This window comes from Neorhizobium sp. DAR64860/K0K1 (genome assembly GCF_050500205.1).
Taxonomy (GTDB): domain Bacteria; phylum Pseudomonadota; class Alphaproteobacteria; order Rhizobiales; family Rhizobiaceae; genus Neorhizobium; species Neorhizobium soli.
In genome coordinates this window covers 2,501-24,132 of sequence record NZ_CP191458.1, presented here as the reverse complement: position 1 = coordinate 24,132, position 21,632 = coordinate 2,501, and the positions used below count along the sequence as shown (strand labels likewise).

General features: G+C 58.7%; 18 protein-coding genes, 1 tRNA gene, 2 rRNA genes and 2 pseudogenes. 13 read left to right on the top strand and 10 right to left on the bottom strand.

Translation table 11 applies throughout. The features are described from left to right. The first annotated feature begins 17 nt into the window (after window positions 1-17). From ACQY1J_RS00130 to ACQY1J_RS00120, 3 genes are read left to right on the top strand one after another with little or no spacing between them, the layout of a single operon-like run. Entirely contained in the window at window positions 18-1,526 is a 1,509-nt protein-coding gene (locus ACQY1J_RS00130) for an aldehyde dehydrogenase (RefSeq protein ID WP_430249627.1), read from the top strand. A gap of 4 nt (window positions 1,527-1,530) precedes the next feature. Continuing rightward, complete coding sequence (locus tag ACQY1J_RS00125; protein ID WP_430249625.1) at window positions 1,531-2,367, top strand: SDR family NAD(P)-dependent oxidoreductase; 837 nt, start codon at window positions 1,531-1,533, stop codon at window positions 2,365-2,367. Between the two features lie 13 nt (window positions 2,368-2,380). Further along, a complete protein-coding gene (locus tag ACQY1J_RS00120; protein WP_430249623.1) occupies window positions 2,381-3,256 on the top strand; it encodes an MBL fold metallo-hydrolase in 876 nt (291 codons plus the stop codon). A 32-nt stretch (window positions 3,257-3,288) separates the two neighbouring features. On the opposite strand, the gene ACQY1J_RS00115 is transcribed toward ACQY1J_RS00120, so the two are convergent. After that, window positions 3,289-4,065 (bottom strand): GntR family transcriptional regulator, encoded by a 777-nt coding sequence (locus tag ACQY1J_RS00115; protein WP_430249621.1) that lies wholly within the window; start codon window positions 4,063-4,065, stop codon window positions 3,289-3,291. 181 nt (window positions 4,066-4,246) lie between these two features. On the opposite strand from ACQY1J_RS00115, the gene ACQY1J_RS00110 reads away from it, so the two are divergent. Genes ACQY1J_RS00110 through ACQY1J_RS00095 form a run of 4 tightly spaced genes read left to right on the top strand, consistent with a single transcriptional unit; the run spans window position 4,247 to window position 7,291 of the window. Beyond that, window positions 4,247-4,993: a maleate cis-trans isomerase family protein gene (locus ACQY1J_RS00110; RefSeq protein ID WP_430249619.1), complete on the top strand. Its 747-nt coding sequence runs from the start codon at window positions 4,247-4,249 to the stop codon at window positions 4,991-4,993. 42 nt (window positions 4,994-5,035) lie between these two features. After that, window positions 5,036-5,896, top strand: a complete 861-nt coding sequence (locus tag ACQY1J_RS00105; RefSeq protein WP_430249617.1) for an isocitrate lyase/PEP mutase family protein — start codon at window positions 5,036-5,038, stop codon at window positions 5,894-5,896. Between the two features lie 10 nt (window positions 5,897-5,906). Then, entirely contained in the window at window positions 5,907-6,548 is a 642-nt protein-coding gene (locus ACQY1J_RS00100) for an isochorismatase family protein (protein WP_430249615.1), read from the top strand. After that, window positions 6,545-7,291 carry an SDR family NAD(P)-dependent oxidoreductase gene (locus ACQY1J_RS00095; protein ID WP_430249613.1) on the top strand — a complete coding sequence of 249 codons (747 nt, stop codon included), beginning with the start codon at window positions 6,545-6,547 and terminating at the stop codon, window positions 7,289-7,291. The genes ACQY1J_RS00100 and ACQY1J_RS00095 overlap by 4 nt, the downstream gene beginning before the upstream one ends. 14 nt (window positions 7,292-7,305) lie before the next feature. Here ACQY1J_RS00095 and ACQY1J_RS00090 read toward each other — a convergent pair whose 3' ends face one another. Beyond that, window positions 7,306-8,241, bottom strand: coding sequence for a LacI family DNA-binding transcriptional regulator (locus ACQY1J_RS00090; RefSeq protein WP_430249611.1), 936 nt, complete (start codon window positions 8,239-8,241; stop codon window positions 7,306-7,308). A 130-nt stretch (window positions 8,242-8,371) separates the two neighbouring features. On the opposite strand from ACQY1J_RS00090, the gene hisD reads away from it, so the two are divergent. Genes hisD through ACQY1J_RS00075 form a run of 3 tightly spaced genes read left to right on the top strand, consistent with a single transcriptional unit; the run spans window position 8,372 to window position 10,432 of the window. After that, complete coding sequence (gene hisD, locus ACQY1J_RS00085) at window positions 8,372-9,682, top strand: histidinol dehydrogenase (RefSeq protein ID WP_430249609.1); 1,311 nt, start codon at window positions 8,372-8,374, stop codon at window positions 9,680-9,682. After that, window positions 9,679-10,011: an SDR family NAD(P)-dependent oxidoreductase gene (locus ACQY1J_RS00080; RefSeq protein WP_430249607.1), complete on the top strand. Its 333-nt coding sequence runs from the start codon at window positions 9,679-9,681 to the stop codon at window positions 10,009-10,011. The genes hisD and ACQY1J_RS00080 overlap by 4 nt, the downstream gene beginning before the upstream one ends. Continuing rightward, the gene (locus ACQY1J_RS00075) at window positions 9,965-10,432 is read left to right on the top strand and encodes an SDR family NAD(P)-dependent oxidoreductase (RefSeq protein WP_430249606.1); all 468 of its coding nucleotides are present in this window, start codon (window positions 9,965-9,967) and stop codon (window positions 10,430-10,432) included. Before ACQY1J_RS00080 ends, ACQY1J_RS00075 begins: the two co-directional genes overlap by 47 nt. A 14-nt stretch (window positions 10,433-10,446) precedes the next feature. Here the strand turns inward: ACQY1J_RS00075 and ACQY1J_RS00070 are convergent, their stop codons facing one another. Genes ACQY1J_RS00070 through ACQY1J_RS00055 form a run of 4 tightly spaced genes read right to left on the bottom strand, consistent with a single transcriptional unit; the run spans window position 10,447 to window position 14,436 of the window. Next, window positions 10,447-11,385: a 3-hydroxyacyl-CoA dehydrogenase gene (locus ACQY1J_RS00070; protein ID WP_430249605.1), complete on the bottom strand. Its 939-nt coding sequence runs from the start codon at window positions 11,383-11,385 to the stop codon at window positions 10,447-10,449. 44 nt (window positions 11,386-11,429) lie between these two features. After that, the gene (locus tag ACQY1J_RS00065) at window positions 11,430-12,944 is read right to left on the bottom strand and encodes a tripartite tricarboxylate transporter permease (RefSeq protein ID WP_430249604.1); all 1,515 of its coding nucleotides are present in this window, start codon (window positions 12,942-12,944) and stop codon (window positions 11,430-11,432) included. A 4-nt stretch (window positions 12,945-12,948) separates the two neighbouring features. Continuing rightward, window positions 12,949-13,416 (bottom strand): tripartite tricarboxylate transporter TctB family protein, encoded by a 468-nt coding sequence (locus ACQY1J_RS00060; RefSeq protein WP_430249603.1) that lies wholly within the window; start codon window positions 13,414-13,416, stop codon window positions 12,949-12,951. A 21-nt stretch (window positions 13,417-13,437) separates the two neighbouring features. Continuing rightward, window positions 13,438-14,436, bottom strand: a complete 999-nt coding sequence (locus ACQY1J_RS00055) for a Bug family tripartite tricarboxylate transporter substrate binding protein (RefSeq protein WP_430249601.1) — start codon at window positions 14,434-14,436, stop codon at window positions 13,438-13,440. A 135-nt stretch (window positions 14,437-14,571) separates the two neighbouring features. Here ACQY1J_RS00055 and ACQY1J_RS00050 point away from each other — a divergent pair, with 135 nt between their 5' ends. Both ACQY1J_RS00050 and ACQY1J_RS00045 read left to right on the top strand, forming a co-directional pair. Next, window positions 14,572-15,318: a GntR family transcriptional regulator gene (locus ACQY1J_RS00050; protein WP_430249599.1), complete on the top strand. Its 747-nt coding sequence runs from the start codon at window positions 14,572-14,574 to the stop codon at window positions 15,316-15,318. Window positions 15,319-15,568: 250 nt separating this feature from the next. Then, window positions 15,569-15,823, top strand: a complete 255-nt coding sequence (locus ACQY1J_RS00045) for a hypothetical protein (protein WP_430249597.1) — start codon at window positions 15,569-15,571, stop codon at window positions 15,821-15,823. A gap of 30 nt (window positions 15,824-15,853) precedes the next feature. Here the strand turns inward: ACQY1J_RS00045 and ACQY1J_RS00040 are convergent. Beyond that, window positions 15,854-17,020, bottom strand: a pseudogene (locus tag ACQY1J_RS00040) (IS3 family transposase). A gap of 273 nt (window positions 17,021-17,293) precedes the next feature. On the opposite strand from ACQY1J_RS00040, the pseudogene ACQY1J_RS00035 reads away from it, so the two are divergent. After that, window positions 17,294-17,491, top strand: a pseudogene (locus tag ACQY1J_RS00035) (integrase core domain-containing protein); the annotation flags it as partial. Between the two features lie 156 nt (window positions 17,492-17,647). Here ACQY1J_RS00035 and ACQY1J_RS00030 read toward each other — a convergent pair. The 3 genes from ACQY1J_RS00030 to ACQY1J_RS00020 form a co-directional block, all read right to left on the bottom strand. Further along, a tRNA-Met gene (locus ACQY1J_RS00030) sits at window positions 17,648-17,724 on the bottom strand. Between the two features lie 256 nt (window positions 17,725-17,980). Continuing rightward, a 5S ribosomal RNA gene (rrf, locus tag ACQY1J_RS00025) occupies window positions 17,981-18,095 on the bottom strand. A 255-nt stretch (window positions 18,096-18,350) separates the two neighbouring features. After that, a 23S ribosomal RNA gene (locus ACQY1J_RS00020) occupies window positions 18,351-21,164 on the bottom strand. Window positions 21,165-21,632: the final 468 nt, after the last annotated feature.

Genomic DNA, 21,632 nt, shown 5'->3' with positions numbered 1-21,632 from the left:
AGACGAGGAACACCCTTGTGTCGAAACTCCGCGACGAACTGACCCGCAAACCGCTCCGCATCAGTGGCTATGTCAATGGCGCCTTCACGGAGCCCAAAGCCGTCGAAGAAATGCCGGTCATCGACCCTACGACCGAGCAACGGGTGGCAACGCTATACGAATCGTCTGCCCACGAGGTCGACCGCGCGGTCTTGAGCGCCCGCGCCGCCTTCGACAAAGGTCCGTGGGGACGAGCAACGGTTGCCGAGCGCCAGGCCGCGCTGATGGCCATCCACGACGCGATACTTGCCCATGCCGACGAGCTGGCGATGCTGGAAACCATCAATACCGGCATACCGCTCAGCCAGACGCGCGCAGTCCACATTCCGCGTGCCGCTTACAATTTCCGGTTCTTCGGCGAATATATCAACCAGAGCGGCGGCGATGTCTTCACCCAGGAACCTGGGCTGATGAGCATCGTCACCTTTGAGCCGATCGGCGTCTGCGCGCTCATCGGCCCCTGGAACATGCCGCTCGGACTGACCGCCATGAAGATCGCCGGCGCGCTCGCGTTCGGCAATGCCTGCGTCGTCAAACCGTCCGAGCTGACGCCGCTCACCGTGACGCGCCTGTTCGAAATCATTGCCGGTGTCCTGCCGCACGGCGTGATGAACCTCGTCAACGGTCGCGGCCAGGTGACCGGGACGGCGTTGGTTTCGCATCCGGGCATCGACATGGTGTCGTTCACCGGCGGCACCGTCACCGGCGCGGCGATCCTCGGGACGCTTGCCAAGGGCATCAAGGGTTCTGCCATGGAACTCGGCGGCAAATCCGCCAACATCGTCTTTGCAGATGCCGATTTCGACCGCGCGATCGATGCCGCGCTGATGAGTTCGTTCATGAACAATGGCCAGATGTGCCTGGCGGGCAGCCGCATCTTCGTCGAACGATCAATTGCCGATCGCTTCGTCGACACATTCACCCGCCGTGTGAAAGCTCTGAGGATCGGCGACCCGACCCTGCAGGGAACAGAGATCGGCCCGATGATCAACCACGCCCAGCGCGAGCGCATGGCGCGCTATGCGCAAAGCGGCCTGGCGGAAGGGGCAACGCTACTGGCTGGCGGCGAGCGGTATTCCAAGGTGAACGCCGGATACTATTTCGAGCCGACGGCGATGCTCGCACCCACCAATGCCCTGTCGATATGCCAGGAGGAGATCTTTGGCCCATTCGCTGCCATTCAGGTCTTCGATGACGAGGAGGAGGTCATCGGACGCGCCAATGACAGCGATTTCGGCCTTGTCGGTTATGTATGGACGCAGGATCTGCAGCGCTCCATGCGAACAGCGTCGGCGCTGAGAACCGGGACGGTTTTGGTCAATACACCGATCGTCCGGGACCTACGGACAGGATTTGGCGGCTACAAGCAATCGGGCCTCGGGCGCGAGGGAGCCAAGGGCTCGCAGGCAATGTTCACGGAAATGAAGACTACCATCATTGCCCGCGAGCCACGCAGTATGCCCCGTCTCGGTCTGGCGGAGGCCTAATGCGATGACTCATGACAATACGTCTCTGGTCGGACGACGGGTGCTCGTGACCGGCGGCTCGCGCGGGTTAGGTCGGGAAATGGTCCTGGCGCTGGCAGAGTCCGGCGCCTCGGTCGCGGTTCTCGGTTCACGCCCCGGCCAGGCTCTCGACGACACGGTTGCCGAAGCACGACGGGTTGGTCGTGGCGACGCAATCGGACTGACGGCAGATGTCGGCGACTACGCGGCCTGCGCGGCGGCGGTCGCCCAGACGGTCGAAGCTTTCGGGCGCATTGACGTCCTCGTCAACAACGCAGGCCTTGGCATGCGCCGGGTCAGCGAAACCTTCAACACGAAGCCCACACGGTTCTGGGAGACAGACCCGGCAGCCTGGCGGGACATCGTCGACGCCAATGTCAACGGCGTCTTCCACATGGCGCGTGCCGCCGTCCCGGCAATGGTCGCCAAAGGTTTCGGCAAGGTGATCAACATTTCGACCAGCGACCAGACCATGGTCCGGCGCGGCTACGCTCCGTATGGCCCCAGCAAGGCGATGATAGAGGCCGCTTCGCGGGTCTGGGCCCAGGATCTCGAAGGGACCGGCGTCGATGTCAACGTCTACCTTCCGGGGGGCGCGGCCGACACCGATCTCTTGCCGCCGAGCCCCGATAAGAAGGGTGCCGATGGCAATCTGCTTCCGGCTACCATCATGCGCCGGGCAATCCTGTGGCTGGCGTCCGACGCCTCCAACGGCATGACAGGGGGACGCTATATCGCAAGGTTCTGGGATGACGCCCTGCCGGCGCCTGATGCCGCAGCCGCCAGCCGCTCTCCGTCGGTCGACAAGCCGGCCATCATGTAACGGGATCAGCTCAATGCTCACCTTCGGCGATGCGACGATCGACACAATGACCGACCTCGATCCCTTTGTCCTGCCCGTCGATCTCTTGTTTCCGGGCCGATCGCTCGAAGTCCTGCGCGCCCACGCAGCGATGCTCTCGCCGCACCATGTGGACTTTGATGCCGAGACCATTCTGCTTGGCGTGCACAGCCATCTGTTGCGGGTCAACGGCCTGATGATCCTGATCGACACCTGCATCGGCGAACACAAGCAAAGGCCGCGCCGCGCAGACTGGCATCAGCGACAGGCGACAGGCTATCTCACCCCTCTGGCGGCAGCTGGCCTTCGTCCGCAGGACGTCGATATCGTGCTCTGCACACATCTTCACGCCGATCACGTCGGATGGAACACGCAGCTGGTCGATGGGCGCTGGGTCCCGACCTTTCCCAAGGCGCGCTATCTCATCGGCCGCACTGAATTCGACACATGGCAGGCCGAGGAGGCAAAGGCGCCGGGCCACCACAACCACGGAGCGTTCAACGACAGCGTGCTTCCGGTCGTCGAGGCAGGAATTGCCGAATGGGTCGACGATGGTTTTGAGCTTGGCCGAAACCTGTCGCTGATGGCGCTCCCCGGTCATACGACCGGACAACTCGGCCTCTGCCTCTGCGAAGGAGCGCGCAAGGCTTTCTTTTGCGCCGATGCGATACATAGCCCCGTTCAGGTCTATCAGCCGGACTGGGCCAGCCGCTTCTGCAGCGATCCGGAGATCGCCATTGCCACGCGCCGGACCTTGCTCGATCGTGTTGCCGGCACCGACGACCTGCTGATACCGGCGCATCTGCGACAATATTCGGCGATGAAAATTGCCCGAACACCGGATGGTTTCGCACCTGATTGGGTGCCATGAGCGCGGTGAGACGCCAAGCAACCGGCAGGCGGTCAATCGGCCTGCTTCGGCTTGCTGCGATAGATGCGCATGACATAGGTCATCTGGTCTGCCGGATGCCAGTTGAACGATGCAATCAGCACGCCGCCTTCCGTCACGTAGCGGCGAAGCAGTTGCAGCGACCAGGATCCCGGCTTCAGACCAAGCTGGCGAATGAAGTCCTGCGGCATCGGCAGGGCGCGGATCTCCTGCACCGCCTCTTCGATCGTGCCATCGGCGTGCCGCTCCAACAGCTCAAAGAACGGTCCCTGGTGGCCCGGAAATTCCGCAACGACGTGTTCGAAGCGCTTCGGCACGTAGCTCTGCACGTAACAGATCGGCTTGCCGCCGGGTTCGGTCCAGCGCACACCGTTGATCAGGATCCACTCCTCGCCAGCCAACCCGCCGATCAGATCCGCCGTTTCCCGATCAAGCACGACGGGCTTGACCTCCATGACGACATAGAAGGTCTCGATGGCAACCTGGAAGAGTTCGTCAAGCGACCCGAACGACTGCGAGAACGTGGAGCGGGAGGTATCGGAGATCACCCGTGTGCCGATGCCCTGCCGGCGTTCCACGTAGCCACGCTCGCGAAGATATCGAAGCGCCTCTCGGATCGTCGTGCGACTGGTGTTGAACTCGGCCGAAAGTTCGAACTCCGCGGGCAGCAGGCTGCCGATCGGATAGACCCCCTGGATCAGCCGCTCCTCGAGAATTCTCTGGATCTGCGCATAGCGCGGCAAGCCTTCGGCAAACTTCTCGGCAGGACCAGCAGGCTCTTGTGCAGTCATCGGTTCATCCGGTCTGGCGTTTCAGGCATGCAAATCATCCGGCTTCCCTACAACAGTTTGTCGGCCGGCGACACGGGGTCCCTGCATAACGAGGTAGGCATCGGACGTGTTAACACGCGCCGTAATGTATGGACAATAAAGCACATCTAGGTAACAGTCATTACGACATATGGAGTCTATCATGAATGACCGGCACCGGTCCGTGTACAGCTACAGAGCCAAGCTCGGGCTGATAACGCCGCCCACCAACACCGTCAACGAGGCCGAATGGTCGGTCATGATGCCGCCGGGCGTGACGTTCCATACGCATCGCATGCCGCTTCATCCCGACACGACAAGCGTTGAAGGCAAGGCTGGCCTGATGCACGACCTGCAGGGCGTTTTCACCATGCTCAAAATGGCGCGCGTCGATGCCGTTGCTTATGCATGCACGGCGGGCTCAATGATCAATCCGGTGCAATCGCTGCCAGACAGCCTGACATCCTCGGCCGGCGTAACGGCGGTCACCACATCGGCAGCGATCGTCAAGGCGTTGCACATGCTCGGCGTCACCCGCCTGTCGGTCGCGACGCCCTATCACGACGCCCTCAATCATCACGAAACCGAATTCCTTACGGAAAACGGTTTCATCGTCGAAAACCTGGTCGGCCTCGGCATTGGCGCAACAGGCGCGGCCGACTATGTGCGCATCGCTGAGACGCCGCTGGCGACGGTGGCAGCCCATGTGCGCGATACGTTCGTGCCGGGCAGCGAGGCCATCCTTATCACCTGCACGGATTTCCCGACATTGCCGCTGATCACGACCCTGGAGGCCGAGTTCGGTGTTCCGGTCGTCACCTCCAACCAGGCGACGTTCTGGTCGATGCTGCGGGCAGCCGGCATTGACGATCGCTTTGAAGATTTCGGCCGCTTGCTGGCCGAGCACTGACATCCACCCAAAAAAGACAATCATCAGGAAGGAATACATCCCATGGCAGATCCACGACTTCGGCAGGCCCTAGAGGCCAAGGACTTCATCCTCGCTCCCGGCGTTTTCGATCTGATCTCCGCGCTGATTGCCGACCGGAGCGACTTCAAGGCACTTTACGTCACCGGATACGGCACGGTTGCATCCTATCTCGGCCTACCGGATGCCGGCATCGCCACCTACCGCGACATGGTCGAGCGTATCGCCCAGATCGTCAAGATGACCAAGACACCGGTGATTGCCGACGCCGACACCGGTTATGGTGGCCTCCTCAACGTCCGCCATACGATCCGCGGCTACGAGGACGCCGGCGTCAGCGCCATCCAGATCGAGGACCAGGAATTCCCGAAAAAATGCGGCCACACGCCGGGCCGCCGTGTCATCCCGCTCGAAGACATGGTGCGCAAGATCAAGGTGGCGAGCGACGCCCGCTCCAGCCGCGACTTCCTGATCATTGCCCGCACGGATTCGCGCACATCACTCGGCCTCGACGAGGCAATCCGGCGGGGCGACGCCTACCGGGAAGCTGGCGCCGACGTAGTGTTCGTCGAATCACCCGAATCAGAGGGCGAAATGCGCACGGTCTCCGAGCGGATTGATGCGCCGCTCTTTGCCAACATGGTCAATGGCGGCCGCACCCCGCTTCTGTCGGCCGATCGGCTGAAGGAACTCGGCTATTCGATCGCTATCCATCCGGCTCTTGGCTTCCTGGCTGTCGGCGCGGTGCTCGACAAGGCCTTCAAGGATCTGAAAACAAACGGCATCACCTCGCCGGACATCGATCTCTATTCGTTTGCCGAGTTCAACAAGCTGCTCGGCTTCGAGGACGTCTGGGAATTCGACCGCCGATACGCTGAAATCTGAAGGAACGACCATGGCCCAGGATCTCGATGAGAATTACAAAATTGCCTACGACAACAAGGTCGGCTTCGGCCGGTCTCCGGCGCTGGTCCTCATCGATTTCGCACAGGGCTATTTCGATCCCGATTGCGTGCTCTATGCTGGAGTGGACCGGGCTTTGGCATCTGCTCTGCGCATTCGCAAAGTCGCCCATGAGCAAGGGATACCCGTCATCCTCACGGAAGTGACCTACCAGAAGGGCGGCCTCAACGGGGGCCGCTTCTTCGAAAAGGCGAAACCGCTGTCATGTTTCGTCAACGGCCAAAAGACTGCCCAATTCGCGAAAGATCTTGTGCCACAGGACGGCGAGATCATCGTCTCGAAACAGTATCCATCCGCCTTCTTCGGCACATCGCTTGCCTCGACACTGACGGCGATGGGCATCGACAATGTCATCCTGACGGGACTGACGACGAGCGGCTGCGTGCGCGCCTCCTGCGTCGATTCCATGTCGCATGGCTTCACCACCAGCGTCGTGCGCGAAGCCTGCGGCGATCGCCACCCGGCACCGCACGAAGCAAACCTGTTCGACATGAATGCCAAATATGCGGACGTGGTCTCGGAAGATGAGGTCATCGCCTTCTTCCGTACGATCGGGCGGGAGGCCAGCCGATGACCGGGGCGCACGCTAAAAGACGCATTGCCGTGCTCGGTGGTGCCGGTGGCATCGGTCGGGCGCTCGTCCAGCATCTGGCCGCTACCGGAGACGAGGTCACGGTCCTGGATCTTCCGACATCGCTCGACCGGCATGCGCTTGGTGTGCCGGGGATTGCCATCGACGTCTGCGACGAAAGCTCCGTGCAACAGGCATTTGCCGAACTCGCAAGGCAATCGGGGACAATCGACGGCTTCGTCAATCTCGCCGGCTACAACACGGCACTGCAGCCGATCGGCGACATGTCGAGCGCCTATTTCGACGAGATCACCGGCGGCAACCTGCGCGGCGCATTCTTGACCGCCAAGGCTGTCCTGCCGCTCATAGCAGACGGAGGGTCGGCGGTGATGATCGCCTCCGGTCTGGCCTCGAATATCCGACCCGGATACGGCGCCTATTCTGCTTCCAAGGCCGCCGTAATTGCGATGATGAAAGTTTTCGCTCTCGAAAACGCACCCCGCGTTCGCTTCAACGCGGTGGCACCCGGACTTGTCGACACGGCGTTCCTGCGCGGCGGAACGGGACGGTCAGATGAGGCGCAGGCGTCCATCGTGCCGCTCGATGCCTACCGCACCGCAACCCCGATGCAACGCCTCGCGATGCCGCAAGACATCGTCGGTCCGATCGAGTTCCTTTTGTCGCCGGCCAGCGGCTTCATGACCGGCCAAGTCCTCTGGGTAAACGGCGGCGGTTACATGCCGTGACCGTTCGTCGGTGATCAGGCCCTGCCGCGAACCATCAGCTTGCCGGGCAGAATTCTCGTCACCGTTTCGCCGCGATCCGTCTCGTCGCCGGTATGGATGATGGTCATCACCTCGTGTATCATCCGAGGCACCGGCTGGCGAATGGTCGTCAACCTGTAGGATGTCCAGCCAGCCATCGGGATATCGTCGAAGCCGATAATCGAGAGCGCATCCGGCACCGCGATACCAAGCTCGCGCGCCGCATCGATCGCCGCGAGCGCCATGATGTCGTTGCAGCAAAACAGCGCGTCCGGCCGCTCCCTGCTGGACAGCATGGCATGAGCCGCGACATAGCCACCACGATAGGTAAACCCGCCGCTGGCCTCGGCAAACACACCGTGCCCGGCTTCTTGCAACGCCTCCCGAAATCCTTCAGCCCGGTCGCGATGTGTCGAGGTGTCGGCGATGCCGCCAATGAAACCTATCCGGCGGCGCTTACGACCGAGGAGGAAAGTCGCGACATCGCGGCCGCCGGCATGATTGTCGCAGGAGACTGAATTGACGCGCACGTCGCGCTGGATGCGGTTGACAAGCACGACCTTGATGCCGTGCTGGCGACAGGCCTGGGCCATGCCGGACGTCAATCGGGCCGACGTCACAACAAGCGCCCTGGGGCGGGCTGCAAGGATTTGCGGCGTCAACCGGTCCATGTCGATTTCTGGCGCGATCGCGTAGACAAGCAATTGCCGCTCGACGGCCTGGAGGGCATTGGCCAGCGTTTCGAGAACCTGCGGATAGAAGGGGTTGGAAAGATCGCCGGCAACCAGGGTCACGGTTCCGGCAGATATGACTTCTGCGCTCCGTCGCGCCGGACTCGAGTAGCCCAGTTGTGCCGCGACCTGCAGGATCAGTTGACGCTTTTCGGCATCGATGGGCGACCCAGGTGCGAAGGCACGCGAGACGGCGGACATCGACACTCCGGCCTAGTGGGCAACCTGCTTGGCTGTCGGTTTCTGTCCCATGAATTATTTTCACACTTGGATGAAATCTCGCAATCGATGTCCCTAGCATATTACCTCGATCATCAAAAGGGAGAGAAACATGACGATCAGACATCTGAAACGGGGCAAGCCAGAAACCGAACGCGCCGAAGACGACGCCAAGGTTCGGACGCTCGTAGAGACAACGCTCAAGGACATCGAGACGCGCGGCGACGCAGCGGTGAGCGCTCTTGCCGAAAAGTTCGACAACTATGCGCCGCCGTCCTTCCGCCTGTCTGCGTCGGAAATCGAAGCGGCGATGAGCAAGGTTTCGGAGCGTGAGCTTACCGATATCCGCTTTGCCCAGGCGCAGATTCACCGGTTTGCCGAGGCGCAGCGCGCGTCGATGACCGATCTTGAGATCGAGACCATGCCCGGCGTCATCCTCGGTCACCGCAACATCCCAGTCCAGTCCGTCGGTTGCTACGTACCGGGAGGCAAATTCCCGATAGTCGCCTCCGCCCACATGTCGGTGCTCACCGCCTCCGTCGCCGGCGTTCCGCGCATCGCCGCCGCCGCACCTCCCCAAAAAGGTGCGCCTCATCCGGCCATCGTGACCGCCATGCACCTTGCAGGTGCCCATGAAATCTACGTGCTCTGCGGTATCCAGGCGATTGGCGCGATGGCGCTCGGTACGCAGACCATCCGACCCGTAGACATGCTGGTCGGTCCCGGCAACGCCTACGTTGCTGAGGCGAAACGGCAACTCTTCGGCCGCGTCGGGATCGATCTGTTTGCCGGGCCAACGGAAACCATGGTCATTGCCGACGAGACGGTCGATGCCGAAATGTGCGCGACCGATCTTCTTGGACAGGCCGAGCACGGCTACAATTCGCCCGCCGTACTGGTAACCAATTCGGAAAATCTCGCCCGCGAGACGCTCTCCGAAATCGAGCGTATCCTGACGATCCTGCCGACCACCGACACCGCCTCAGTCTCCTGGCGAGACTATGGGGAGATCATCGTTTGCGACACCTATGAGGAAATGCTCGACGTTGCCAACGACATCGCGTCCGAACATGTGCAGGTGATGACTGACCGTGACGACTGGTTCCTCGACAACATGCATTCCTACGGCGCGCTGTTCCTTGGGCCCCGCACCAATGTCGCGAACGGCGACAAAGTGATCGGCACGAACCATACGCTGCCGACGAAGAAGGCCGGGCGCTATACCGGCGGCCTCTGGGTGGGTATGTTCCTCAAGACGCATTCCTACCAGAGGGTCACTACGGACAAGGCGGCAACCGAGGTCGGTGCCTACTGCTCACGGCTCTCGATGCTGGAAGGGTTCGTTGGGCATGCCGAACAGGCCAATCTGCGGGTGCGCCGCTATGGCGTCCAAAACGTCGCCTATGGTGAAGCGGCAGAATGAGCGGGCTTTTCGACCTCACCGGCAAACGGGCGCTGGTCACCGGTGCCGGTCGCGGCATCGGCAGGGCGATTGCAGAGGGGCTGGCTGAAGCCGGCGCTGAAGTTATCCTCTGTGTGCACGCTCGAAGACCGAAATCGACGCAGCCTGCGCAGAGATCGAGCGTTCGGGACACCGTGCTCTGCCAATGGTTGGCGATGTCACTAACATTTCGGCTTCCGCCAGCAGTTAGACGCCGAACCGTCCTTCGACATCTTCATCAACAATGCCGGGACCAATCGTCCAATGCCTTTGTCACAGGTGACCGAAGAGGATTTCCACGCAGTGTTTGACCTCAATGTCAAAGCGGCCTTCTTTGCGGCCCAGGCAGTGACGGGCAAAATGAAGGCCAACGGCATCAAAGGTTCGATCGTCAACATGTCGTCGCAGATGGAACATGTGGGAGCAGCAAACCGCACGCTTTACTGCGGCTCCAAGTGGGCGCTTGAAGGGTTTACGAAGGCACTGGCCGTCGAGCTTGATCCGTTTGGCATTCGCGTCAACACGATCTGCCCGACCTTTATCGAAACGCCAATGACGGCGCCGTATTTCGAAGACGAAGAGTTCCGGCGAACGACGCTGGCAAAAATCAAGCTTGGCCGTCTAGGTCAGCCGGCGGATCTGGTTGGCGCGGCGATCTTTCTGGCCTCCGATGCGTCCTCGCTGATGACCGGCGCATCAATGATCATCGATGGAGGCTGGACGGCCGAGTGAACCCGCAGCTCTCGTCATGACGGCAGGTCCTTCTTGGCTTTCACCATGCGCATTAGCATCTCGTCTCGCCAGGAACGTCGGGCCAGCAGCCCAGACGGCGGCAGTATATTGCGTCGTTCGGCATCGGCTCTTTGCACCGCATCCGCCGTCCAGCCCCGATCTGCCTGCCGCTGGGCTGCAAACCCTGCATACATCGGCCCAAGGCGCTCGGCGTAGTCGGCAAGACCATTGGGCGCATTGAGATCGATCGTCTCGAACGGCCCCATGAAGGCCCAGCGGAGGCCGAGACCATCGCGAACCGTACGATCAATATCCTCCGCCGTCGCGTAGCCTTCGGCAAACAGAGCGAACGCCTCGTCCAGCAACGCGCCCTGAAGCCGGTTGAGGACAAAACCCGGAACCTCGCGCGACAAGGACACTGCCGATTGGCCGACATCCTCCATCAGCGCCCGGGCACGCATCGCCATCTCGGGTGCCGTCCAGGGCGTCGGCACGATTTCGACTAGCGGAATGAGATGTGGTGGATTGACGGGATGCACCACCATCATCCGCGCCCGATGGACACAGTCAGCATAAAAATCGGACCCCGGAAAACCGGAAGTCGAGCTGCCGACAAACGCATGGCCCGGCAGTGCGGCGTCAATGGCACGGCTGACCTCGCGCTTTACGTCGATGCGCTCAAACGCAGATTCCTGCACGTAGTCGCTGTTGGCCACCGCGTCCGCGAGGGTTTCGGTAAAGCGAATGCGCGACAAAAGCGCTGTCGGATCATCGCACAGGCCGCCGGCACCGAGGTCGGCAATGGCGCGTTCGATCTGCGGCCGAATAACCACCTCGGCATTGTCGCGCGCATCATAAATTGCGACATCCAGACCCGCGCGGGCAAACACAATTGCCCATCCCTGCCCCACAAGGCCTGCGCCGACAACGGCTATCGTCCTGATCTCGTCCATGCTCTTTCCTCCCCGGATCGATTGACATCGTCAGCGCCGAGACCTCAATCCTGCAATGTCGGCTGTGGACTGGAGTGGCGCCGCCAAGCACCGTAGGCAGCGCCGGCAATCGAGAGGGCGATCAGAGCGAGGATGCCAATGGAGATAGGCCGCTCGATGAGCGGCGACAGGCTTCCGCCGCCGAGCTGCCAGGTGCGCACCAGATTGCCTTCCATCATCAACCCAAGCAGCAGGCCGATCACCATCGCGACAACCGAATAGCCGTAGCGCTTCATCAGCACACCGAGGATCGAAAACGCAAGCAGGGTAAATGGTCCGCTGATGCTCGACGTCAGCGTGTAGGAACCGAGTGCCGTGCAGATGACGATCGGCGGCAGCAGATATGCCAGCGGCACCCGAACGATATAGACAATGAAGCGGATGAACAGCAGCCCGATGACAGCGAGCATCACTGTCTGGATCAGGTTGCCGGCAATGATGGCGTAGACGACATCCTTCTGATCGGAAATGAAGCGTGGGCCGCCGGTGACATTGTGCATGGAAAAAGCACTGAGCATGATGGCGGTCGCCGCACTTGACGGAATTCCGAGCGCCAGCAGGCCAACCATCGAGCCGCCTTCCGACGATGAATTGGCGGATTCGGCGGCCACGACGCCGTCGGGATTGCCTTGCCCAAAGGATTGCGGGTTTTTCGAGAACCGCTTCGTCACGCTATAGGAAACCAGGTTGGCAATCGATGAGCCGAGGCCCGGGATGACGCCGAGGCCAGCGCCGAGCGCCGAACCGCGGAACAGGGTGCCGAGATTGTGGCGAATGGAGAAGAAGCCGCTGATGATTTCGCGGATGCTGACATTGCGGTTCTCATGACCCTTCACGAGATAGTCACTCTTGACGAGAAGAAACAGCTCGGACGCGGCAAAAAGCCCAATCATCGCGGCGTTCGTGTCTATACCATCAAGCAGGTAGAGCGAACCGAACGTACCGCGCTCGGTGCCAGCCGAGCTCATGCCGATCATAGCAAGCAGCACGCCAAGGGCGCCGGCGGTAATGGCGCGCCAGAACCGGCCTTCCGTCATGAGGCCGATAAGCAGTAGACCCACGACCGCCACTAGGAACAGTTCCGCCGGACCAAGCCTCAGCACGATATGCGACAGCGGCTCCAGGATGACGAACAGCATGATATAGCCAAACGCCGTACCGATCGTTGAAGCGCTGAGCGCAAGGCCGAGCGCCTTGTTGTGCTGGCCTTTCTGGGCCATTGGATAGCCATCGAAACAGGTCGCGATGGCCGCCGACGTTCCCGGCACGTTCATCAGAATGGCCGGAATCGAGCCGCCGAAACCGCCGCCGGTAAAGATCGCCGTCATGAAAAGGATGGACTCGAGAAAGTCCATATACAACGTCATCGGCAAGAAGATCGCCATGGCGATGGGGATCGACAGGCCCGGTATGGCGCCGAAAACGAGACCGATGAAGATGCCGAGCGGCACGACCACCCATGCCATCGGCATGGAAAACAGCGACGTGAAAGCGGTGAGAATTGCAGGAAAATCAAACATCCGGCTACTCCATGAAAAACGAGTGGACCGGAACACCCATCGGATGCTGGAGGATCCAGACAGGGCCAAAACCCACCAGCAGGGAATAGAGCGCAATCACCAGAAGATTGCGCTTGCCCATCAGGAACATCGTTGCTGCACAAAACAGCACGCCGGCAATGTCGAAACCTATGGTTTCTAGGCTGAGCACATAGAGCGCAAGCGCCAGACAGCCGATCGGAACACCAAAGCGCTGCCGCAGGGACCCGTCGCTCTCCTCCTGCGGCCCGTCCGCATCCCGTTCCGGATGGCGAAAAAGGCCGAAGGTGATCGACGTGATGAGAACGAGGGCGAGCACTGCCATCGGCGCGATCAGCAACATGTTCAACGTCGTCGGGCTGGCCACCCAGGCGTTGTGGGCAAACCAGACGACGAAGCCGAAGAAGATCAAGAGCAAGCCGAGATGGCCTGCCCTGTTGGCTGTGATGTTCATGGGATCAATCCTGCCGCAGGTTCAAAGCTGCGAAAAATATTGCTCGAAGATCGCATAGCTTTTCTGGAGCGATGCCGAGGTCGCTTCCGGCCCGAGCCAATCTCCACCTATCTCACCCTTGGCGACGAAATCACGAAAATCCTGGCGGTCGAGCATGCGGCGATAGGCTGCAACCAACTGCGCGTAGACTTCGGGGTGCTTTTCGACAAATGTCTTCTGAACGGACAGGCAGCGCAGATCGGCCGCCAACACTGGAACTTCGACATTAAGGGGCTTCAGCGCTTCGTTGATCGTCGGCGCCGGCCAGCGGGCATCGTCGCGTTCCTCGCGGTAGACCGCAAGAGGACGCACCTGATCGGAAATCACGTTGCTGCCCAGCGCCGAGATGAAGGTCATGGTCGCCTGGTCGCCGGCGATTGCCGTACGCATCGGCCCGCCGCCGTCATAGGTCACCCAGTTGACGTTATCCTTCGGGATCCCAAGCTTCTCCAGCATGATGACTGCCGAAAGATGGCCGCCATCTCCTGGAATAATGGCACAGCTCACCTTGCCCGGATTGGCACGAATATCGGTGAGGAGCGCTTCAAGCGTCTCGTAGGGCTGGGCCTTGTTGACGAGAACGACATAGTAATCCTGCCACTGGCCGTTGATGTGGTGGAAATCATCCCATTTCAAACCACCCTGCCCGCGCAGCACTGCCGAGATGAGGTAGGGATTGATCGGTGCCACCATGGCGATCGAGCCGTCGTCCTTCTGACGCGAAAACCAGGTAAAGCCAAGCGTACCGGAACCGCCCGAGCGGTTGACCACGGTCACCGGCGTATCCCCCAGTTCGGAAGGCAGGAACTGCGCGATGGCACGGGCGAGACGGTCGGCCGAACCACCCGTATCGAAGGGGACGAGAAGCGTCAGCTTGTTGTGTGCATAGCCTTCCGCAGCATAGGCGGGCATGGCACCGAAACCGGCCACAAGTGGTGTCGCACCAGCGACCTTGAGTAACGTACGACGCGTGAATTGCATGTTTTCCTCCACAGCAAAAAGCAAGATCCGATTGAGGTGCCTCCACACCAACAGGCCTTCAAAAGAGCAGCGTTGTATGCAATATGTCAACCTTCGATGATTGCATGAAAATTTTTCACTGGGATCAATTCACCTATGACGATCAGTAGAACGCCTGATATCACTGCAAAACAGCCATCTAAGCCCATAACTGGCGGAGAGACGGCGATGCAGCGCGTTTATACATACGTTCGTGATTGCATACTATCGGGCCGCTTCGAATCGAGGGATCGATTGAGCGAAGTCAGCATCGCAACAGACCTTGGGGTCAGCCGCACGCCGGTACGAGAGGCTTTCCGCAATCTCGCCGCGGATGGCTTCATTGAACTAAAACCGCATGTGGGCGCCATGGTTCGCCCGTGGAATTTCGACGAACTCAATTCAAGCTTTGTCATCCGCGCCGACATCGAAGCGCAAGCCGCCTCCCATGCAGCAAGGCGGATTACCAAGGACGAGATCGATGAACTTGCTGCCTTATGTGACCTCATCGAACAGACCGGTAACGATAGCGAAACACCCGCGCCGCAGTCGCGCAGCACGCTAAACCGCCGCCTGCATTTGCGCATCCTGCAGATCTCCGGGCTGGCGCATGCGGAACGTGCGGCCACCCAACTGATGGACCTGGCTGTTCTGACGATGACCTTCAACCAGTTCGACGCGGAAGAAGTGCGCCGCAGCAACAGCGACCATCGCGTGCTGCTGCGCGCATTCCGGCTGAAAGACGACCTCCTTGCCTACGCCATCATGCGTGCCCATATCCTGACGGCGGCCGGCGTCCTGCGTGAAAGACAAGACGTCACGCAAGCGGACGAGAAAGCGTGCGACCGATCCGCTTTGCGATAGACGACCAAGAGATGTGTGCAGACGATCGCATCGAGCACAACGTTGGTGCGCGGATCATTATCGGCGCAGCATATGTGATGGGCACCTGCAATAACTGGTTCGCCCCACGATGCCTTTCAAACATAATTTAGCTAGTCTTTGAGCACGGTGGGTTTGCATTTTGACAGCCGCACCTATCGTTGGGCTGCGGCTCAGCTAGGGTAAATATCTTGATAGGCATCTGGCCCATTAAGTCTCCAGCGCAACGGCGGTGTCGACCGGCGGACTAGCCCGTTTCGAGATTCAATCCATAAGACGACGGGACAAACAATTTTATCTCGATCAGATCGCGGTCTGCCTCGGAGGCATCGCCGCCGAGCGGTTAGTGCTGGGAACCAAAAGTAATGGCGCGGGTGGCGATGATCGTTCTGACCTCGGAATGGCAACAAGACTGGCGACACTTGTCGAGACCCAATCCGGCATGAGTGAGAGCCTTCGTTTCAGGAAAGCGACCAGTGAAGACTGAATAGCCCCGAGTTTCCTAGACACCCTCGGGTTAAGTTTTCTGCCGCTTTTCGAACTCTACGGGCGACAGCATCCCGTTTCTGACATGTTTGCGCTTCGGGTTGTAGAACATCTCAATGTAGTCGAACACGTCCTGCCTGGCTTCGTCTCTTGAGCGATAGACCTTTCGGCGTATCCGCTCCCGCTTCAACAGATTGAAGAAGCTCTCAGCGACGGCATTGTCATGGCAGTTGCCCCGTCGGCTCATCGAATGAACCAGATTGTGGTGCTTCAGGAACGCTGCCCAGTTCATACTGGTGAATTGCGATCCCTGATCCGAATGCACCAGAACCTTTTCCTTTGGCTTTCGCCTCCAGACAGCCATCAGCAACGCCTGCAGCACGACATCCGTTGTCTGACGGCTCTGCATCGACCAGCCGATAACACGGCGGGAATAGAGATCGATCACCACCGCGAGATAGGCGAAGCCTTCGTTGGTCCGGATGTAGGTGATGTCCGTGACCCACGCCTTGTCCGGAGCAGCAACGTCGAATTGACGGTCCAGAGTGTCGTCGATGACAATGGAAGGCCTGCCGCCATCAACTCCGGGACGGCGCTTGTAGCCGATCTGAGCCTTTATCCCGGCAATCCGCCTCAGACGCGCAACCTGGTTGGGGCAGCATGTCTCGCCGTGATCGAGCAGGTCGTCATGAAGCTTGCGATACCCGTAGACCCTGCCGCTCTCTTCCCAAGCCGTCTGGAGCAGATCAATCTGCCGCTTGTCCTCACAGGCACGCTTGCTCAAGGGCATCCGAAGCCAGGCATAAAACCCGCTGGGATGGATGCGGAACAGGCGACACATCATTCGCACCGAGAACCGCTGTTGATGCTGGGCAACGAACGCGTACTTCACTCATTGCCCGGCAGACGATGTTTACATCGTCGAGAGGGGTGCATCCCTGGCGAAATACGCGGTCGCTTTTTTTAATATGTCGCGCTCCTCCGTGACCCGCGCCAGTTCCTTTTTAAGCTGCCTGATCTCTTCGGACTGGTCGTTACCCTGGTTCCCAGACGCCAAAGAGAACTTCTTCTTCCACTCATAAAGCGAGTGCGGGCTTACACCAAGCCGCTGCGAAACCTCCGCAACCGGATAGCCCCGTTACGTGATCTGACGCACCGCGTCGCGCTTAAACTCTTCGCTGAAATTCGATTTGCTCATGGTGATCTTCTTGCCTCAAAATTAGGAAAGAAGGCGTCTACAAATCTCGGGGCTATTCAAAGCTTTGCCGCGACTGGTCTGTAAAGGAACTGCGGGAGATCTTTGCCCCGAACCCGAATTCACAGCGAAAGGCCGCTCAAGTCCACTGTCCACATAGAGATTTCCTTGGCTCATCCATGAGTGCGATCAGCTAAAGCCATGATGAGCAACCCGCTGTTACGCCGACTGCGACCAGGCTCAGTCCAGAACTAACACCCCTGGCCGACAGCGGTCGCCGCCTGGTGCAACGACTACAACGATAATCGACCGCACTCGGGCCTCAGCTGGCTGACACCGGCCGAGTTCGCTCAAACCAGCAACTCGCGACGTGGTGCGGGCTCAAGCAGCCGGAATGGCTCCGCTCCGCAACACACCGCTACCGCACAAAATGCAGAAACCGCAAACCGCTGGAACGAACTCAAAACTGGATAAAACTTGGGGGCAAGGTCACCGCCGCCCAGAATAACCTGCTGACCCGGATCGCTTGAGGCGAGATCGACACGGAAGACAAACGCAAAAAACTCCTCGACCGTTATGGTGAGGAGCTTAAGAGTAAATATTCGGAATGGTCGAATTTGTAGATAAATTTGGTTGCGGGGGCAGGATTTGAACCTGCGGCCTTCAGGTTATGAGCCTGACGAGCTACCGGGCTGCTCCACCCCGCGCCAAGCGAATTTGGCGTTGCCAAATTTCGCGTCTGCATCACAGCGAAGCTGTGATGCCTGTGCCGGAGCAAATCCTTTAGGATTTGTCTCCTGTCAGGGACGCACCGGCTACAGACCGAACGTCCCATTATTTCGTTAAACCCCAGCAACGACAAAAGGCCGCTTTGGGAGCGGCCCTTGGTTTGGCCAGGGGCCGGTTTGTTATGTGTGAGAAGATTGTTTGGTCCATCCTTATGGATGGCATTGCCTTTAATAGACCTGGCAGCGACCTACTCTCCCGCGTCTTAAGACGGAGTACCATTGGCGCAGGGGTGTTTCACGGCCGTGTTCGGAAAGGGAACGGGTGCAGCCACCCCGCAATGACCACCAGGTCGATTAAGGGCAATGTATGCGTGGCAATGGGCGACCATTGCAACGCTTTATCGAGAAGCTGGCGGAGGCGAACCCCCGTTTGTCTTAATTGAACACGTCTTTGTTTGCCGTCTGGTTTGTCGGAGCGTAGCTCCGCAAGGCCAGAGGCCGTCGCCGAACGTTCGGCGGCCCGTCCGGAGCGTTTTTCACGCGTCAGGACAAAACAGATGTCATCATCGAGGTGCGCAGCACCTTGATGAGCATAGTCAATGAGAACGATGAAGCCAATCGGGCTATTAGTAAGGCTAAGCTTCATGCATTACTGCACGTCCACACGCCTCCTATCAACGTGGTCGTCTTCCACGGCCCTGATAGGGAATACTCGTTTTCAGGTGGGTTTCCCGCTTAGATGCCTTCAGCGGTTATCCCTTCCATATATAGCTACCCTGCTATGCCGTTGGCACGACAACAGGTCCACCAGAGATATGTCCATCCCGGTCCTCTCGTACTAGGGACAGATCCTGTCAATATTCCTACACCCACGGCAGATAGGGACCGAACTGTCTCACGACGTTCTGAACCCAGCTCACGTACCGCTTTAATTGGCGAACAGCCAAACCCTTGGGACCTGCTCCAGCCCCAGGATGCGATGAGCCGACATCGAGGTGCCAAACAACCCCGTCGATATGGACTCTTGGGGGTCATCAGCCTGTTATCCCCGGCGTACCTTTTATCCGTTGAGCGATGGCCCTTCCACGCGGGACCACCGGATCACTATGACCGACTTTCGTCTCTGCTCGACTTGTCAGTCTCGCAGTCAGGCGGGCTTATGCCATTGCACTCGACGACCGATTTCCGACCGGTCTGAGCCCACCATCGCGCGCCTCCGTTACTCTTTCGGAGGCGACCGCCCCAGTCAAACTACCCACCATACACTGTCCCGGATCCGGATAACGGACCGCGGTTAGACATCCATGACGATAAGGGTGGTATTTCAAGGATGGCTCCACGAGAACTGGCGTCCCCGCTTCAAAGCCTACCACCTATCCTACACATGCCGACACGAATGCCAGTGTAAAGCTATAGTAAAGGTGCACGGGGTCTTTCCGTCTAACCGCAGGAACCCCGCATCTTCACGGGGAATTCAATTTCACTGAGTCTATGTTGGAGACAGCGGGGAAGTCGTTACGCCATTCGTGCAGGTCGGAACTTACCCGACAAGGAATTTCGCTACCTTAGGACCGTTATAGTTACGGCCGCCGTTTACTGGGGCTTCAGTTCAAAGCTTGCACCTCTCCCTTTAACCTTCCAGCACCGGGCAGGCGTCAGGCCCTATACGTCGTCTTTCGACTTCGCAGAGCCCTGTGTTTTTGATAAACAGTCGCTACCCCCTGGTCTGTGCCACCCCTTTCCACTTGCGTAAAAAGGGGTCACGCTTCTTCCGAAGTTACGCGTGCAATTTGCCGAGTTCCTTCAACATAGTTCTCTCAAGCGCCTTGGTATGCTCTACCTGACCACCTGTGTCGGTTTCGGGTACGGTCTATACGGTGGAGCTATTTCCTGGAACCGCCCCGCTGCACATCCAATCCAATAAGGAGGTACAACTTACGCGATCCGTCACTACCACCAGGCCCACGAATATTAACGTGGTTCCCATCGACTACGCATTTCTGCCTCGCCTTAGGGGCCGGCTAACCCTGCTCAGATTAACTTTAAGCAGGAACCCTTGGTCTTTCGGCGAGGGGGTCTCTCACCCCCTTTATCGTTACTCATGTCAACATTCGCACTTCCGATATCTCCAGAGGCCCTCACGGGTCCTCCTTCACAGACTTACGGAACGCTCCGCTACCACATACACTTGCGTGCATATCCTCAGCTTCGGTGCATGGCTTTAGCCCCGTTACATTTTCGGCGCAAAGACCCTTATTTAGACCAGTGAGCTGTTACGCTTTCTTTAAATGATGGCTGCTTCTAAGCCAACATCCTGGTTGTTTTGGGATCCTCACATCCTTTCCCACTTAGCCATGACTTGGGGACCTTAGCTGGAGGTCAGGGTTGTTGCCCTCTTCACGACGGACGTTAGCACCCGCCGTGTGTCTGCCGACTAGTACTCCTCGGTATTCGGAGTTTGGTTAGGATCAGTAAGACGGTGAGTCCCCATAGCCCATCCAGTGCTCTACCCCCGAGGGTATTCGGTCGACGCTCTACCTAAATAGATTTCGCGGAGAACCAGCTATCTCCGAGTTTGATTGGCCTTTCACCCCTAGCCACAAGTCATCCCAATCTATTGCAACAGATGCGGGTTCGGCCCTCCAGTTGGTGTTACCCAACCTTCAGCCTGCTCATGGCTAGATCACTCGGTTTCGGGTCTAATGCATCTAACTAAATCGCCCTATTCAGACTCGCTTTCGCTGCGCCTACACCTACCGGCTTAAGCTTGCTAGATACACTAAGTCGTTGACCCATTATACAAAAGGTACGCCGTCAGGCCCCTTACTAAAAAGAGCGCCCTCCGACTGCTTGTAGGCATCCGGTTTCAGGTTCTATTTCACTCCCCTTGTCGGGGTGCTTTTCACCTTTCCCTCACGGTACTTGTTCGCTATCGGTCATGCACGAGTACTTAGGCTTGGAGAGTGGTCTCCCCATGTTCAGACAGGATTTCACGTGTCCCGCCCTACTCAAGGACAATGTCTGTTCTACGCTTACGGGGCTATCACCCACTCTAGCCAGGCTTTCCAACCTGTTCAGCTTTATTCAACATTGCCACTGGCCTGGTCCGCGTTCGCTCGCCACTACTTACGGAGTCTCGGTTGATGTCCTTTCCTTCAGGTACTTAGATGTTTCAGTTCCCTGAGTTCGCTTCTTGTCCCTATGTATTCAAGACAAGATACCTTATTAACAATACCTAGAAATCTAAACCGTCCCGAAAGACGACTTAAACTTTCTAGGTATTTAAGGTGGGTTGCCCCATTCGGAGATCCATGGATCAAAGCTTATTCGCAGCTCCCCACGGCTTTTCGCAGCGTATCACGTCCTTCTTCGCCTGTGCATGCCAAGGCATCCACCAAATGCCCTTAAAACACTTCATCGTTCTCATTGCCAATGCTCATCAATATAGCTCACCCCAGAGGAGCAAGCGGAAGGGCTACCTTTTACAACCCAACCTTCTCATGATGCCATCAACGTGTTCGATCAGGCCACTTTATTGGAACCACGCCGAGCGGTTCACTTGTGTCCTGATCTTTAAGACCAGCTTCTCGAGATTAAATCCGGGTCCGCGCGGTTAGCAAACGGACATCAATAAGTCGTCAGAGGTGGTTTAGGGCCAAGCCCCAAAACACCAACAACGACCGACCAGAGTGACATGCTTCCTACCTACTCCAGCTCTTCCTCCAGATCCGACCGGCTAGGTCATCCTTGGTATCATCAGAACCGGGCTCGGACATCTTTGAGGTAAAACCCAAAAATACCTGGAAGCATCCAGATCAATCTTCTCTTCACAATTTTGCAGAACAGGCAGCACTCCTAAAAGTGATGCAAACTTTTATTTCTTCAGA